This window comes from Pseudomonas sp. 1121_17 (genome assembly GCF_052850745.1).
In genome coordinates this window covers 154734-171834 of record NZ_VXCX01000001.1, presented here as the reverse complement: position 1 = coordinate 171834, position 17101 = coordinate 154734, and the positions used below count along the sequence as shown (strand labels likewise).

9 protein-coding genes are annotated in these 17101 nt (G+C 55.1%); all 9 read left to right on the top strand.

Annotated features, from left to right (window positions below):
• Positions 1 to 11 precede the first annotated feature (11 nt).
• The 9 genes from FW789_RS00750 (at position 12) to FW789_RS00710 (ending at position 16968) form a co-directional block, all read left to right on the top strand.
• Positions 12 to 5489: a glycosyltransferase family protein gene (locus tag FW789_RS00750; RefSeq protein WP_446430767.1), complete on the top strand. Its 5478-nt coding sequence runs from the start codon at positions 12 to 14 to the stop codon at positions 5487 to 5489.
• 94 nt (positions 5490 to 5583) lie between these two features.
• On the top strand, positions 5584 to 9264 hold the full coding sequence (locus FW789_RS00745; RefSeq protein WP_446430766.1) for a DUF6270 domain-containing protein: 3681 nt from the start codon (positions 5584 to 5586) through the stop codon (positions 9262 to 9264).
• A complete protein-coding gene (locus FW789_RS00740; RefSeq protein WP_101321618.1) occupies positions 9261 to 10883 on the top strand; it encodes an aldolase catalytic domain-containing protein in 1623 nt (540 codons plus the stop codon). Before FW789_RS00745 ends, FW789_RS00740 begins: the two co-directional genes overlap by 4 nt.
• Positions 10880 to 11566: an acylneuraminate cytidylyltransferase family protein gene (locus FW789_RS00735; RefSeq protein ID WP_446430765.1), complete on the top strand. Its 687-nt coding sequence runs from the start codon at positions 10880 to 10882 to the stop codon at positions 11564 to 11566. The genes FW789_RS00740 and FW789_RS00735 overlap by 4 nt, the downstream gene beginning before the upstream one ends.
• Positions 11563 to 12228 (top strand): HAD family hydrolase, encoded by a 666-nt coding sequence (locus tag FW789_RS00730; RefSeq protein WP_446430764.1) that lies wholly within the window; start codon positions 11563 to 11565, stop codon positions 12226 to 12228. Before FW789_RS00735 ends, FW789_RS00730 begins: the two co-directional genes overlap by 4 nt.
• Positions 12229 to 12238: 10 nt before the next feature.
• Entirely contained in the window at positions 12239 to 12667 is a 429-nt protein-coding gene (locus FW789_RS00725) for a hypothetical protein (protein ID WP_446430763.1), read from the top strand.
• Positions 12668 to 12711: 44 nt separating this feature from the next.
• Positions 12712 to 14448, top strand: a complete 1737-nt coding sequence (locus FW789_RS00720) for a hypothetical protein (RefSeq protein ID WP_446430762.1) — start codon at positions 12712 to 12714, stop codon at positions 14446 to 14448.
• Between the two features lie 7 nt (positions 14449 to 14455).
• Positions 14456 to 15778, top strand: a complete 1323-nt coding sequence (locus tag FW789_RS00715) for a glycosyltransferase family 4 protein (RefSeq protein ID WP_446430761.1) — start codon at positions 14456 to 14458, stop codon at positions 15776 to 15778.
• Positions 15778 to 16968: a glycosyltransferase family 4 protein gene (locus FW789_RS00710; RefSeq protein WP_446430760.1), complete on the top strand. Its 1191-nt coding sequence runs from the start codon at positions 15778 to 15780 to the stop codon at positions 16966 to 16968. The genes FW789_RS00715 and FW789_RS00710 overlap by 1 nt, the downstream gene beginning before the upstream one ends.
• Positions 16969 to 17101 lie beyond the last annotated feature (133 nt).

The following is a 17101-nucleotide window of genomic DNA, read 5'->3' as shown; positions in this document are numbered from 1 at the left end:
GAACAATCCGCATGAACAACCCGACGCATGAGAACCCTACCGTGAACAACGAGCTGCCATCACCCTTGGCCGACATTCATGACCGTGTGATGGAAGCCTATTACGGCGAGCTGGGTGAGCAGTTCATGCGGGAAACCCACGCCCGCATTCACTGGATCTGCGCTCAGATCAAAGGGCGTCGGGTATTGGATGTGGGCTGTTCGCAAGGGATCGTGCCGTTGCTTCTCGCACGCGAGGGTTGTCAGGTGACCGGGGTCGACACTAGCCCCCAGGCGATCGAGGAGGCCAAGAGTTACCTCGCTGCCGAGCCTGCGCATGTGCAGCAGAACATTACCTACGTCAACGCCGACTTCCTCGGCCTGGATGTGGTGGATGTAGAGCCTGACACGATCGTCATCAGCGAAGTGCTTGAGCACCTGGTGAGGCCTGAGCTGTTTGTCGAGAAGGCCGCTAGCCTGCTCAAGAGCAATGGACGTCTGGTCATCACCGTACCGTTCGGGGTGAATGACTTTATCGATCACAAACATACATTCTACTTGATGGAGCCCTTCCAACTCCTCAGCGAATACCTGCAGATCACTGAGATCAAGGTCCTGGGCAAATGGCTTGGCATCGTGGCGCAGAAAGCCGCAGTCGCTGACGCGCAGGCAATCGACTCACTGCCGGCGCAACGCGTCCGAGAGCTGGAGAAGGCTTTCGAGGCAATCGAGCGTAATCTGCGCGAGAACATCACGACGATCAGCAAGCGCCTTGAAGAGGCCAACAAGAAATATCGCAGCGCAACTGAACAGATTACCCAGCTCAAGCCGGAAGCCCAAAAAGCTGAAGCCCTGTCACGACAGTTGCAAAGCCGCGAGGCGGATGTTGCCGCCCAGCAAAAATCCAATCGTGAAATCCTCGAAGCCAAGGCGCGAATCGTCCAGGAGCTCGATGAGATCAAGCAGCGTCTGGATGAAGCGAACAGGAAGTACCGCGTCGCGACCGAACAGATCACCCTGCTGAAACCAGAAGCCCAAAAAGTGGAGGCGCTGTCCAAACAGCTGCAGGAGCAGGAGAAAGAACTTGCCACTGTGCAGCGCGCTAGCAGCGAATCACTGCAAGCCAGCGCGACCAACATCCAAGCACTGAAAGATGAGTTGGAGGCTCTCCGCCAGCAGCTCGCCGAAAGCAATGAGAAGTACCGTGCGGCAACGCAACAGTTCGGTCAACTGAAAGAACATCTCGCCGCCGTGGACGTGGCTCGCGCACACTATGAGACTGAGGCCGCACAAAAGCTGCTCTCAGTGCGGAACGACTTGAATAGCGCTCACGTTCGGGAGCAAGCCCTCGAAGAACAACTCCGTGGGTCTAACGCCGAACTACAGCGATCGTTGCAGACATCCTCCGACCAGACGCTGCAAATTGAGCAACTCAGCGCAACGCTAACTCAGCGCCAGCACGCGTTAGAGGTACTGACAGAGCAGAGCGGCGCTCTGGACGTAAGGCATTCCGCCCTCCAGGAGCAGCATGCTTCCCTCTATGAGCACGTGAGCGCCTTGACTGAGCAAGCCGGTCAGCTACAACGCGAGCACCACGCACAGGCGGATACCATCACCGCCTTGCTGGAGCAGCGTGGTGAGCTGGACCATCAGGTGCAAGTCATGGTCAAGACGAAAGCGCAGGACGACGACCAGCTTGCCCAACTATCGCAGGCAATCGCCGCACTGGAAGAAGCGCGAGACGCTCTTGAGCAACAACTGCTGCTGGAGAGCGCTAGCCGTCAAGCGGCCGAAACCATGCTCGCAGCCACCCAGGAGCAATGGCAAGGCCTGCGCCTGCAACTGGAAAATGAACTGAACGCCTCCCGTACAGGACTGGGCGTGGCAAACATGAAGTACCGCACCGTAACCGGCGAGCAGATACCGCAACTGAAAGCGAGCCTCAACCAGTTGCTGGAACGCAGTGCGGCGCAGCAACTCAAGATCGACGAACTGAACGAGCATCTACAGCGCGCGAATTCGCAGCGCCACCTTGCCGAACAGCGCCTGGTCAAGACACGCGCCAGCCTGACGTATCAGTTGGGCTATCAGATCAAGAGCAGTGCAAGCTCTCTCGGAGGACTGGTCAAGCTGCCTGTCCGGCTGCTGCGCTTGTACCGAAAAGCCAGTAATCAGCGACAGCAGAGCCAACAGAAGCTTCTGGCCAGCGACGCGCCGAAGGCTGTCCTACCCCCATCCCCACCGCTACAGGACGAAAACTACCTGAAGCTGCCGCCTGTACTTCCGAGTAGCGAAAACAGCCGTGCCAACCTACTGCGCAACGCCGACCAGCCGGCGAGCAAGCTCAAGGTGGCGTGCATCATGGACGAGTTCACCTTCGGCTCCTACCGCCACGAGTGCATCCTGCAACCGCTCACCCCGGTTAACTGGAAAGCTGAACTGGAAGGTTTTGGCCCCGAACTGCTCTTCATTGAGTCTGCCTGGCGCGGCAAGGACGACCTCTGGGGCAGCAAGGTTGGACATAACAGCCAGGAGCTGCAATGCATCCTCGCCTGGTGCCGTGAGCATGAGGTCCCAACAGTATTCTGGAACAAGGAAGACCCGGTTCACTTCGAGACCTTCCTGACCACTGCCAAACAGTTCGACCACGTATTTACGACGGATATCGACTGCATCCACCGCTACAAGGGCGCGCTGGGCCACGAGCGGGTCTACCTGCTGCCGTTTGCCTGCCAGCCAGCGCTGCACAACCCGATCGAACTCTATGAACGCAAGGACGCCTTCTGCTTTGCCGGCGCCTACTACGCACGCTACCCCGAGCGAACCCGTGACCTGGGTAACTTTGTCAGCGAGCTGGCCAAGTTCCGTCCCCTGGAGATCTTCGACCGAAACTACGGCAAGAACGATGCGAACTACCAGTTCCCGGCCGAGTACCAGCCCTACATCGTCGGCACCTTGCCATTCGAGAAAATCGACACTGCCTACAAAGGCTACCGCTACGCGATCAACCTCAACTCGATCAAGCAGTCGCAATCAATGTTCGCGCGCCGGGTATTCGAGCTGCTGGGCTGCAATACGCTCACCGTGAGTAACTTCTCACGGGGCGTACGCCTGCTGTTCGGCGACCTGGTTGTAACGACCGACAACGGTGAAGAGATGCTGCGGCGCCTCCAATTGTTGGCTGAAAACCCGCTCAACAGCGACAAACTGCGCCTGGCGGCCCTGCGCAAGGTCATGCAAGAGCATACCTACACCCAGCGGCTCGACTATGTGGTGAGCAAGGTCAGTGGCAAGACCGAAGCCCATCACCTGCCTCAGGTTGCGCTGATTGGCGAAGCCAATGATCGCGATCAATTGGCTGCACTGCGCAACCACCTGAACCGCCAGACCCACGACAACGTGCGACTGTTCATTGTCACCGATGCTTTCGATGCCAGTGCGGTGCAGGACGATGCACGCATCCAGGTAGTCAAGCGTGCGCAGTTGAAGAAGACCACCCTGGGCGAGCTGATCGGCGAAACTCCATGGGTTGCAGGGCTGTGCGCTGACGACCACTACGGCCCCAACTACCTGCTGGACCTTGCCTTGGCGACGCGTTACAGCCGCGCCAAAGTAGTCGGCAAGGTCGCGCACTTCGCTTGGGACGGCCAAGGTGCTCAGTTGCTCGCGGATGGCAAAGCCTACCGTCCTACCGAAACCTTGAGCGCACGACGCTCGATGGTCTCAGCCGACCTGGTTGCTGCCCAGCCGCTTCGCAGCTGGCTGAAAAACCTGCCGTCACTGCACTACACCTATGAGCAGAGTCTGGCCATCGACCCGTTCAACTACTGTGAGAACGGCGAAGCGCAAGCGCAAGCCATCTCTAGCCAGGTCAACGACCTGGAGATCGACTGCGGCCTCACCATAGGTCAATTGCAGGCCCGTGCTGAAGCCATTGCGCCTTTGGAGGTCAGCCACGACGCACCGGAGATCTCGGGGCGCGCCATGGCTGAACTGTTCAGCGTAACGCGTAACAAGTTTCTGGACCTGGAAGTGGATGGCGACAACTGGCGCGTCCACTCCAGGCTGGAGGACGGCAAGCATGAATACGTGTATTCCCTGCAAGACACCAACCTGGACGAGCTCAATATCGAGAGCGGCCAGTTAAAGCTGTTCCTTGACTGCACCCCAGGTCTCAACTTGCAGTTGGTGGTGATGTTCCTGGATGCCGACAAGCAACGGATCAGTCACGTCATGCAGCACGCCAACAGGAACCAGACGTCGGAGGTTCCGCCCGAAGCGGTCTTCGTCCGCTTTGGCCTGCGCGCCTACGCTGCTGGCAACACCGAGATCAAAGCGCTGGTGCTCGGCCATCGCAACCTGCAGCCATCGGAGATGTTAGCGCGGGCGGAACATCTGCTGGTAACCAATCACTATCCTGCCTATGCAGACCTCTACCGTAATGGCTTCGTTCATACACGGGTCACGGCCTATCAGGAACAGCGATTGGGCGTCGATATTTTCCGACTGCGCAAGCATGAAGCCGTGAGCTACCACGAGTTCCAGAACGTGGACGTCGTGACGGGCTGCCAATCAACGCTTGGCAAGATGCTGGAAAGCGGACAGTACAAAAGCGTGCTGGTGCACTTCCTTGATCCTGAGATGTGGGAAGTACTCAAGCACCTTAGCCCTACCGTGAAAATTGTGGTGTGGGTGCACGGTGCCGAAATCCAGCCTTGGTGGCGCCGTGAGTACAACTACGCAGACGAAAACCAGTTGGCGTCAGCGAAACTTGAGAGCGACAAGCGCATGACGTTCTGGCGCGAAACGCTGGGCAACATGCCGAAAAACCTGAAGCTGGTATTCGTCTCTCGCTACTTTGCCGAAGAGGTGATGGAAGACCTTGGATTCCGTATTCCTGAAGCGTGCTACGAGATCATTCACAATCCGATTGATACGGAGACATTCTCCTATCATGAGAAACCCCTCGAACAGCGCTTGAAGCTACTGTCCATACGTCCCTATGCATCAGCCAAATACGCCAATGACTTGAGCGTGAAGGCAATCGAACTGCTAGCCGAAAAGCCCTACTTCAATAACCTCGACATCCGTATGATTGGTGACGGGGCCTTGTTTGAGCAGACCCTTGCGCCCCTGCGCAGGTTCTCGAACGTGACCATCGAGCGCGGCTTCCTTAAACATCAGGAAATCGCTGCATTGCATAAGGAATACGGTCTCTTCCTCTGCCCTACCCGCATGGACGCGCAAGGTGTTTCCCGTGATGAGGCCATGGCCTCCGGGCTCGTGGCCGTAACCAACAACGTAACAGCCATTCCAGAGTTCGCCGATGAGGATTGCGCAATACTGGCTCCCGGGGATGATGCGCAGGCGATGGCGGCAGGGATTGCCCGTGTTGTCGAGTCACCAGAATTATTCCGCAGGTTATCCGCGGCAGCACGTGCGCGCGTGGAAAATCAAACTGCCAAGCATTCGATCATCACCCGTGAAATCGAACTGATTCAACAGGGTTGATAGTCGAAGCTACCTGCCTGGAGCGCCGAGCCGCCTGGTCACCTACCCAGTGACAGGTTGGCATCGAGCGCACGGGCCGCTTTTAGGTAATGACATGCAAGTAATCAACGTTCTTATTTTTGGCAGCTGTGTGTCGCGAGACGCGGTCGAATATGACAAAGACGGGATCATCACCCTCGTCGATTATTTTGCGCGCTCTTCACTGGCCGGTGTGGGTACCGCCGCCAGCGATCGCGAGGTCTCACTGTCGGAGATTACGTCTGCGTTCCAGCGCCGAATCGTGACGTATGAACTGGAGAAAACATTTCTTGCTAGTGTGCAGCGCGAGGCATTCGATGTCCTGCTCATCGACTTGATTGATGAGCGCTTTGCGCTGTCCCGCTCACCCGAAACCGGCGCGATTTTTTCTCTCTCCAACGAACTGTTGAAAACCGACTTCACGACTGCCTACCCCCAGCATGAGACAGTGCCTGCGGTGAGTGACGAGCATTTTGCATTGTGGGAGCGGGGTTGGCAGGTGCTGGTAGGGATACTCCTGAAAACGCAGCAGCTCGACAAAGTGTTGGTCAACCGAGTCTTGTGGGCCAAGAGGGATGTTGAGGGACGTTCGCTCGAAGACATGTACAGAGAAGGCTGGATCGAGAAGAACAACGACTTTCTCCGGAAAATGTACAAACGAATGGCACAGGATCTTCAGCCAGACCAGTTTGTGACATTTTCTGCAGACGAGCTGCATGCAGACCCTACACACAAGTGGGGAGTGAGTCCTTTTCATTACACCTCCGGCACCTACGAAAAGGTGCTGGAGGCCATGACCACTTTCAATTGCTCTAATCGTGAAAACTTACAGCCCATGATGCTAGCCAAGCAGTTATCAATGCTGGAATTTGGTCAAGACGTTGACGTCGTGACGTTGGACAGCGGCGCCACTATCGACACCCTGCCCGGTCTGAATGACTTCTACACCCAGGTCACGACCCGTAACGCCGAAGACATCGTCAATTCCAGCCTCGCAGGGAAGCCAGTATTGGTCGCATCACCTCGACATGCTGGCACCATGAGAATGTTGGGCAGCACGTACCTGGCCAGTAGAAACTTCATTTATTTCGACGACAACGGCACATTGGCCGTAATGGTGCAACATCATAAGTTCTGCCGCGCCTTGTATTACCCTGCATTGCGTTTACTCTTGAAGCTTGACACCATCGACTTGCCGAACAGCTGCCTTAATGTGCTCCACGAGTACTGCGCCTCACGCAAAGACGAATTTGAGCAGTACTTCTTATCCGCCGTGTTGGTGCAAAACCGCAGCGCTGGTCTCCTGGTTTCCTATGCTCGGCCATATCACTATTTTTATGATATGTTGCCTAGTGCAATGACCTACCGGGACAGCGTTCGCGCAGAGCACGACATTCTCAGTATTCGTGGCGGAAGCTTCTTCCCTGCTTTCAGTATGTTCGGCAAGGATCAAGGGCGTGAGTTCGAGTCTGACGCAGCACTGAGCGACTATCTACTCGCGCAAAAAAAATCAATTGTATCCTCTGGGTACCCTCAGTCTCGTCCGAGTGACTTCATCCAGTATGATGCACTGATCGTGACGGAAAGCCTGCGAAGGCTGCAGCGTGATGAGCCCATATTGATAGAAAGGCTAGAGGGCGCTGACGGGGTCTTCTGGTTCGGCTTGTGCTTGGAAAAACGAATTTGGAAAGAACAAATTCAAGCCATTCGCGAAATAATCGCCGATCTATTGCAGGCTCACAGTGCGCCGTTGTTCATCTTTGATGGCTTGACGGCGACAGATGATGAAGGACCGAATTTCAGAGCCACCGCATGTGGCGCTGAAATGAAGCTACTCAACGACGTGGTGATGGGCCTAGTACCGCAAAACACCATTGTTAACCTGATTGGTGTCAGCGCGCAGAAAAAAATTGCCTGCGCCCACTACGTTTCGCTATTCCTAACCAGCTTCCTCACCGACTCGATGTATGTTGCGCGCTTTAACCGCAGACCAGGTATAGGCTACGGCGCGCGGACTGCAATGCACACCGATCACGTTCACCCCGATACCTACTTTGTCCCTCTGTCTTGGGTAGTGGACGACCCGGCGGGCAGCCGCAATTGGTCAGAGGTCTCCTATTCGATAGATCCAGACTTGATGCGTTCGTATTACGACGCCGTGAGAAAGAAGAACACGTCGCGGCTGGACGTGAAGGGCATACAACTCAAAGCCTCGAGGGATGTGACGCTGACCGTCATCGACGACGGTATTGAACTCACCGCGGACACTGGCCAACGGCATATGTTGCTGGCGCTGGTGCCTGATCGAGCAAAAGTCATGCGCTTGCCAGGGGATCTTGAGATACCCGCCAACACCTCGATCGTTATACGGTTTCTCGGTAAGTCAGACCGTAAATTGTCGATCAGCACCGTCGTAACCATTAAAGATGACCGCCGTGGAGCCGAAAGCGAATACATCACACTCGGCAAATCCCTGCACCTGCCGGCCGTGCCTTCAACGCGCCGGTTAAGCTTTGCAGTCCGCCTGAAAGGCGAAGGGCGCGCCGCCATTCGAGCCCTCGACTGTATTTCACTGGAAGCGCCCATGCTGTCAAATGACTTAGATACCTCCGGTTACCGAGAGTTTGATGTCGCGGCTACCCCCGACAGCATTGCCAACCTCCCGCAGGTCACAGCAAACTATCGCTGCGATCTCTCAGGGACGCCGCTGTATTTCAGGTATGTGCCCAACGGCTCACAAAATCTCCTGGTATTTTTCCACTCGGCGTTGACCCGAACAGCGGACAACAAAATGCCCGCGTTTGCAGGTAACGGCGCGATTGGCCTCGTTGATGCAAATATTCTGATGATCAGTGACCCGGCAATCACCGACGACAACAACATTTCTTTGGCGTGGTATGCAGGAATGGAGGGCGTCGCCTGCCAAACTGCAATTCAGAACCTGATTGAAGGTTTTTCCCACGCGGTAGGGTCACGTCGCACAGTTTTGTACGGCGGAAGCGGCGGTGGGTTTGCAAGTTTGTATTATGGGCGAAACTTGCCAAACAGCTATTCGATAGGGGCAAACCCGCAAATCAATATCAGTTCGTACAACGAGGGATCGGTAACAGCGTATTTGAACACGTGTTTCCCATCGTCTGGTGAAGGCAGCAACGATTCCAGGCTGAAACAGACGGGTATTGACTACACGCTCAGCCGACATTTCCAACAGAATACCGTTATTTATTTGCAGAATGTGCACGACCATCACCACATCAATGTCCACCTGCCACAGTATTTCAGCGGAAAATCCCCGGACATTGCGCTTGGCGGAAACTGGGTGGATGAAAACACCCTCATATACATTTCGAACGCTTGGGGATTGGGACATGCTGCCCCCCCAAGAGCATTCGTCTTTGAAGCATTGAAGTACCTATTCTCGGCTTCCTTCTGCCGGGAAGAACTTGAACAGACGCTCCGCAGACTCGATGACAAAAATGCGTCACTGATCAATCGCGTTTCGCTACGGCGCGACGGTGAGCAGTTGGTGTGTGCAATCACCGCGAACCTGCCTTCAGGTTCTGAAGGTGATGCGCGCTATGCCTTCTACTTGCTTCAAGATGGCAAGCGCATTGCCTACATCCCTTATCAAGCAGACGCCAAGATTACATTCAAGGCCGAAAACGACGTTGCACGCTATCAAGCGGTGGGCTTCGTGCGCTTCGCTGATCGTACGAGCTCTGTGAAATCTAATAAAATCATCGGGAGTACGGAATGAAAACCCTGATCTTGGACTGCACCCTTCGAGACGGGGGTTATTACAACGCCTGGAATTTCCCGATCACGGTGATCAACGACTATCTGCAGGCCATGTCAGCCGCAAAAGTTGACATCGTTGAACTCGGGTTGCGCTCACTCAAAAACGCAGGATTCCAAGGCGCAACAGCATTTACGACAGACGAATTTATTCGCAGCCTGGTCCTGCCGAGTGATTTGACTTTTGGCGTCATGATCAATGCCTCCGAACTCATGGGCAGGGACCGGTCTCTTGAGCAAACCCTCCAGCTCCTGTTCCCAGAAGAAGCCCAAACCTCACCCGTACAGCTGGTCCGTATCGCCTGCCATGTGCATGAGTTCAAAGCGGCCCTGCCCGCCTCGTCTTGGCTGAAGGAGCGTGGATTTCTTGTCGGCTTCAACCTCATGCAGATTTCGGATAGAAGTCAGCAAGAGGTCGAGGCACTGGCGGAAGAGGCAGTACGCTGGCCGTTGGATGCGTTGTACTTCGCAGACAGCATGGGCAGCATGAACCCGACGCAAACGGCAGAAACCATCGGATGGCTACGTCGTCACTGGAAAGGGGCGATGGGTATCCACACTCATGACAACATGGGGATGGCACTACAGAATACGCTAGGCGCTCTCGCTAACGGCGTTACTTGGCTTGACGCAACCGTCACCGGGATGGGGCGCGGTCCGGGCAACGCCAAAACTGAGCAGCTTGCACTGGAAATCGCCGAACGTCGTGGTGAAGCGTGCAACATCGTCCCACTGATGGGGCTGATTCGTAAGTATTTTCAGCCGATGCAACAGTCGTGCGGATGGGGCACCAACACCTATTATTACCTGGCGGGTAAGTACGGGATCCACCCGACTTATATTCAGGAAATGCTCGGCGACTCTCGGTACAGTGAAGAAGACATCTTGGCTGTCATCGAGCATTTGCGCATCGAGGGTGGTAAAAAGTTCAGCCCAAATACACTAGAGGCTGCGCGTAATTTCTACCAAGGCCCGCCTCGGGGGAATTGGCGCCCTGCCAGCGTGCTGAAGGGCCGAGAAGTACTACTGCTGGGTACCGGTCCCGGAGTTGGTGAACATCGGGTAGCGCTGGAGCGCTATATCAAGCAGGCAAAACCTTACGTCATGGCCCTTAATACCCAGGGTCAAATCGGGGCGGAGTTCATCGATGTCCGGCTTGCCTGCCACCCTGTCAGGCTGCTTGCCGATTGCGAGGAGCATGTCACGCTCCCACAACCGCTGATCACTCCCGCCGCGATGCTGCCGCAGGACGTTCGTCAGGCGCTAGAGGGGAAAGACCTGCTGGACTTCGGTGTTGAGGTCAAGCATGGCGAGTTTGAATTCCATGAAGACTTTTGCGTCCTGCCAACGGCACTGGTCATCGCCTATGCACTCGCCGTGTCGGCAAGCGGCGGCGCCCGACGCATCCTGCTTGCGGGTTTCGACGGCTATGAGGCTGAAGATCCTCGCAATAATGAAATGAACAAATTGCTTTCGCTGTACCGTCGCAGTGCGGGTGCCGTCGATATGCTGGCGATCACGCCTACGCGTTACGAGGTTCCTGCAGCGAGTGTGTACGGCAGACTGGGAGATCACGCATGAGTGTTTCATGCTTCCTACCGTGCAGAAAGGGTAGTGAGCGCGTACCGCGCAAGAACATTAAAAAATTCGCTGGTTTCGAGTTCGGATTGATTGAAATCAAACTCAACCAACTGGATCAGTGCGAGCAAATCGATGAAGTGGTGCTCAGCACCAACGATGAAGAAATCCTTGATTTCGCCAAAGCCTTTAAATCAAAAAAACTGCAGATACACGTGCGCGAAGACGCATTGGCGAGCAGTGCTACCAGTACCGATCAACTGATCGCGCTGGCCGAACAGATCACCAATGAAGAGCACATAATCTGGACACATGTCACTTCGCCATTTTATAGCAGCCGCAGCTACGCAGAAGCGATCGACGCCTATTTCAGCGCACGCGAATCAGGCTACGACTCGCTGATGTCGGTGAAGGCCGTTCATGGTTTCCTGTGGAAAGGCCAACAGCCACTGAACTACGATAGAAACGTCGAAAAATGGCCGCGTACGCAGACACTAGCGCCTATCTATGAAATTGACAGTGCTATTTTCATCCTGGACCGCGCGGGATACCGCACCCACCAGGATCGGATTGGCGCCAAGCCTTTCTTGCATGTCTCGAACCGGCTCCAAGGCTTCGATATTGACTGGCCTGACGACTTCACCTTGGCAGAAGCCATGATCGACAGCGGCGTGGCGGCTGTATGAAGTTCAGCGATTACGCAACCGTAGTATTTGATTGCGATGGGGTCATACTCGACTCCAATCGGATCAAGACCGAGGCATTTTATCAAGCGGCCCTGCCGTATGGTGCGGAAGCGGCAAAAAACCTGGTGGAGTATCACACGCAAAACGGCGGTATCTCGCGATACAAGAAGTTCGAGTATTTTCTGTCGAATCTCGTGCCTGCCGACATGACGGGGCCCACACTGCAACAGCTGCTGGCCAAGTATGCAGCAGCAGTCAAGGCTGGGCTCGCTTCATGCGCTAGCGCCAAGGGCTTGGAAACGTTGCGCCGTGCTAATCCTTCTGCGCGCTGGTTGGTCGCCTCGGGTGGCGACCAAGTGGAGTTACGCGAGGTCTTTGCGAGTAGAGGCCTGACACCTCTATTTGACGGGGGGATATTTGGCAGCCCTGATGACAAGTTAGATATTGTGGCAAGAGAAATGACCTCAGGTAATATTTTAATGCCTGCACTGTTTCTTGGCGACAGTAAGTACGATCATGTCGTGGCACTCAGCCAGCGAATCGATTTTGTTTTCTTGTCAGCCTGGAGCGAGTTCGCTGACAGGGAAACGTATTGCAGCCATCACTCGATAAGCGTATTTGAGACTTTAGAAGATTTGATAGGGGACGTTGAAATTGCTTAAAAAGACTTGGATGTTGTGTGCACTGGCTATGCTGGCCGGCTGTGGAGAGGGCAGCGGCAGCGCTGACCAGCGCCCTGCTTCGACCCCGCAAGCTTCGCAACAGGGTGTGTTGCATAAAAATGCCATCCACCTGCCGAGTGGAGAAAATCTTGATGTTGCCGGCCGGTTGCGCAGCTATAACTTGCTGAGCAATGAGCAAGGTGACTTTGACCGTTATGTGTTTGAATCGCCTGAAGATCTGATGGCTCTCGAAGGACAGATCTACTCCACACTGGCGAAACGGGGTTATGTTCGCAAGATCAAGAGCGAAACACCTGGCTTGTTCGTCGTTCGCTACGCGAAGCGTAATGCGCCGTCCATCATGATCAGTTATGAAACCCGCCAAAATGGTACGGCAGAATTTAAGACACAGATGAAAATCAACTGGAAAAATAGCTGACAGCACATCGCCTGTCTTGAAAAGCAGGCACCCCCTTGCGGGGCGTGTCTGTTTCGGAAAACTATATGTTTGTCACGGATCTTTTGCGCTGGGCCTGGTCTGTCGGAGGTAAGATTTTCCGAGTAGTACCTGCTGCATCCATATTGGTCGTCATTTTCACACTGGCCTCCCAGGTGTCTGCTTTGTTAGCGGCACTGCTGCCACTTAAAGTCATCATCTTGCTGGGGTCCGAACGTGTCCCCGCCTACTTTCCGGCGCTGCTCCACGGTTATGAGCGTTCAACGCTTATCCTCGGCTTATGCATCACTGCAGTCGTATTTTTTACGTTTCACCTCATTGCCGAAGGACTGCTCACCCGGCTGTCGGACCACGGCGCACGTGCATTGATTGCCCGCAGTCGAAAATTGACCTTGTTTGACAATCAGGAACGAACCCTGAGCAAGGCGTACCAGCGCTTTGCGGGCACCCTGGCAGGTGGCGTCTTCATCGCGATCGCCAGTATTGCGCTGATCACCTTTTACCCCTTGCAAGCATTGGTCGTCGTAGGCTATCTGGCGATCACATGGGCGGGACTGACCCTGATCCACCATTTCACTTCAGTTTTCCATGGCCACACCGAAGATCATCTATTCAAACTGATTGGCATCCTGGGCAGTGTCGGATTTTTCATCACCTTCGGCTGCATCGTTGCAGATATTTTACTGGGCTCCGATGTTTCGGTGTTCTGGGCGCTGTTCACCCTATTACTGGTGCGTCAGGTCTTGCGGCGGTGTGCGTCGTTCGTAACAGATCTGATCAGCCTGTATGGGCAACGCTTGCAGTTGAATGCCTTGCTTTTTCAAGGGCATGTCTATTCAGGAAAGGCTAATGGCGAGGCGTCCGGTTCGCTTTGGTCTCTGGCAGACCCGCAGAAAACCCACACATGGATATCGCCACTTATTCAACGCCTGACTGGGAACATCGAGACTGAATTTGACCTGCATATCCTCCAGTCCGGCATGGCGGACCTTGTCCAATGGCGAGTTGAGGTAGCGGGAAGTGGTCAATCCTACCTGGTCAAGGTATTCGGTAAGAGCAGGGCTGCTCTGGCTCGACATGAAGCGAGTCTGTTTACAGTAATGAATGAGGGAAGCGCTCCTCTTGGCCAGCTTTGCCTGGTCGAAGAGGTGGACGGTTTCCATTGCCATGTGTTTCTGTGGCCCGTCCCCAGCGTCTTGGACCCAGCCCTGGCGAAGCGCGCATCGATGCAGGTTACCAGCGGTTTGCTCGCGCTCTCTCCATCCTCCTCGCTGGTCGACATGTTTAGCCGGTCACGGCCGATGCTGTGGCAAAGAATAGACCTTGAGGTTTTGCCACGGCTCGAACTCTTTGCCCATGACAGTCGCGATTTAGCGAAAAAATGGAATGGATCATGGGCCGTCATCAGGTCGCGTCTACAAAATATGCCGCTGACCTTGATGACGACAGACCTATCACCCGACGCCATAGGCTACGACGGGGACGGCGTAATCTGGGCGTGCCAATGGGGACGTTGGTCCTTGGAACCTGTCGGGGCGGGCTGGCCGGTATCTGAGAAAACGCTGCCGTTCCTGGAGTTTGCCCTGATCGAAGCGCAAAGGAGTCGTCCGGAGTTACGGCTTGTAGAGCTGGATGACGCCAAGCTTGCCGCGTACGCCTTTGCTTTCGAAAAAGCCTGTCAACGTCAGAATTATAGAACAGCTGTCGAGTTGCTTGACCTTATCTTCGCGCTCTCGGTCTCCTTGGATACCTGCCGCCAGTAGAGACTTTGTGTCACGCGTCATTTTTTGTTTTAGCGTACGTATGTATTTTGGAGGTTATGTGGCCAATGTCGCCATGGTGGTATGGAACGAGTTTCGCAATGACGCCCGGGTGCTTAAAGAAGCCCAAACGCTCGCTGCTGCCGGTCACCACGTCACAGTACATGCGCTGCATACACCTGGCGTCACTCACGAATACGAGCGGCTTGAGTCAGGTATAGAGGTTTCACGCGTGGCGCGCAGCCCTTTTTGGAAGTGGCGCAAGCGCCCGTCTGCGGCGCCAACGGATGCTAAAGAGGGACAGCGCCCGCAACGGACACCCCTTTCACAGTCAGGGCCTCTGCCGAAACTTAGCCCTGTGCGTCAGATAATGCGGATTGCGGCAAGGCTATGGACCCACGCAGGTCTGTTTTCGCGTATGGCACGCCTGCGTGCCGATATCATCCACGCCCACGATGTGAATACATTGCCAACTGCTTGGCTTGCGGCCAGATGCTCCGGTGCGAAACTTATCTACGATGCCCACGAAATCAGCACAAGCCGTGAAGGCTATGCGAGCTTTCGTCGACTGGTAGCACTGGTCGAGCAGATACTGATGCCCCGCGTGTCGGGCACCATCACGACGACTCAGGCTCGTGCCAAGTTCTTCGCCAGGGCGTATGGCATCCCACGGCCGATCGTGCTTCAAAATCGACCACGCATGCAGACTGCAACACGCTCATCGCGTATCCGGGATGAACTCGGATTGGACAAAGCTTGGCCCATCATCGTGTATCAAGGCGGCGTACAACAGGGTCGAGGGCTGGAGCGCCTGGCGACGATTGCTGCAGAAGTACCCAACGCATACTTCGTCTTCATCGGGGGCGGGCGCCTCAATCAAACGCTGCACGCCATCGTCGAAACCCTGGCCCTCCAGGAACGCGTGCATTTCATCCCCACAGTGCCGCTCGCAGAGCTGCCGACTTATACCGCCTCCGCGGATATAGGGGTGCAGCCCATCGAGAATACGTGCCTGAATCACTATACGACCGATTCCAACAAGTTGTTTGAGTACGTTCAAGCGGGCCTGCCTGTCGTGGCTTCTGACCTTCCGGAAATCCGCCAGGTCGTCTCCCGCCATGACCTGGGCTTACTTGTTCCGCCAGGGGACAGTGCAGCATTGGCATCTGCGCTACGCACCTTGGTAGAGGATGTTGGAAAACGCAAACACCATGCGACGCAAGCGTGCAAAGCGGCACAGGTCCTGCACTGGGAAGGGCAAGAGCACGAGCTCGTTCAGCTCTACGAATGCGTTCAAGCAAATATGCTACCCATGAGAAGCAGCGCCGAGTGATGAAAAAACGAATCCTGCTACTGACATTCTTCTACCCACCTGACTTGAGCGCCGGATCGTTTCGCGCCCATGCATTGGTTGAAGCAATGCGCTTGCAATCTTTAGGTTGCGCGCACATTGATGTGCTCACAACTCAGCCGAACCGTTATCACACCCATGCAAAAATCGCTGACAGCGTCGAAGATTCAGGACATGTACGCATTCGCCGGATTCAGTTGCCACCCCATAAGAGCGGCATGCTGGACCAGTCTCGCGCGTTCGTGCAGTTCGCGCGTATCGCGGCGCGGTTAGCGCGCGAGGAACGATATGATCTGGTGATCGCCACCTCCTCACGATTGATGACAGCAGTGTTAGGCGCATGGGTTGCATATCGACAAGGGGCAAAACTCTACCTGGACATACGCGACCTGTTTGTCAAAAACATCGACGAACTGTTTTCTGCCCCCTTGGCGACGCCGTTGTCAGCGATCTTCGGCGCGCTGGAGCGCTTCACTATCGGAAGGGCCCATCGGGTCAATCTTGTCTCGCGAGGCTTCCTCGAGTATTTCAACGCTCGTTACCCTGGCAGACCCTTTTCATTGTTCTCTAACGGTGTGGATAAAGACTTCGTAGATTTTCCAGTGAGCGCGCCGGCCCCGCAAATTGAGCAACGACCGGTGGAAGTGTTATATGCCGGCAATATCGGGGATGGGCAAGGGCTTCATTTAATCATTCCCCAGCTCGCCAAGCAGCTAGAGGGCAAAGTTCAGTTTAGGGTTGTCGGCGCAGGGGGGCGCTTGCAAATGCTGCAGCAGGCTATATATGAACAAGGGGTGACCAATGTCGAACTGCTGGGGCCCGTCGCGCGAAAAGAGCTGCTTAACATGTACCATCAGTCAGATGTGCTGTTCCTCCACCTGAATGACTTCCAGTCGTTTCACCGGGTGCTGCCTTCGAAGCTCTTTGAATACGCCGCCACCGGTAAGCCGATCTGGGCGGGAGCTAGTGGTTACACTGCAGAATTTATCGGCAAGGAAGTTACTAACGCTGGCGTCTTTGCACCTTGCAACCCTACAGATGCGCTACAGGCGTTCCAGACACTCCATTTCGAGCAGATACCACGACCGGAATTCGTATTGCGCTTTGCGCGCAATCGGATAATGAAACCTATGGCGACTGAGGTTTTGGAGTTGATGAATTCAGGCGAATGAATGTTCGCCAAGCCAACGGCGAACGCTGGTGATTCATTCTGCTTGCCGTCGCGGACAGCTCGTACGGCTAATACGCCTATCGCATAGACTTCCGCCATGGCAAGCACGGGAGTCTACCAGCATACCCCTTCCT

What these genes read in the sequence shown, in the direction of transcription:
- FW789_RS00735 (WP_446430765.1), top strand. Translation starts at nt 10,880, where the DNA reads ATGAGTGTTTCATGCTTCCTACCGTGCAGAAAGGGTAGTGAGCGCGTA.
- FW789_RS00730 (WP_446430764.1), top strand. Translation starts at nt 11,563, where the DNA reads ATGAAGTTCAGCGATTACGCAACCGTAGTATTTGATTGCGATGGGGTC.
- FW789_RS00710 (WP_446430760.1), top strand. Translation starts at nt 15,778, where the DNA reads ATGAAAAAACGAATCCTGCTACTGACATTCTTCTACCCACCTGACTTG.
- FW789_RS00750 (WP_446430767.1), top strand. Translation starts at nt 12, where the DNA reads ATGAACAACCCGACGCATGAGAACCCTACCGTGAACAACGAGCTGCCA.
- FW789_RS00745 (WP_446430766.1), top strand. Translation starts at nt 5,584, where the DNA reads ATGCAAGTAATCAACGTTCTTATTTTTGGCAGCTGTGTGTCGCGAGAC.
- FW789_RS00740 (WP_101321618.1), top strand. Translation starts at nt 9,261, where the DNA reads ATGAAAACCCTGATCTTGGACTGCACCCTTCGAGACGGGGGTTATTAC.
- FW789_RS00725 (WP_446430763.1), top strand. Translation starts at nt 12,239, where the DNA reads ATGTTGTGTGCACTGGCTATGCTGGCCGGCTGTGGAGAGGGCAGCGGC.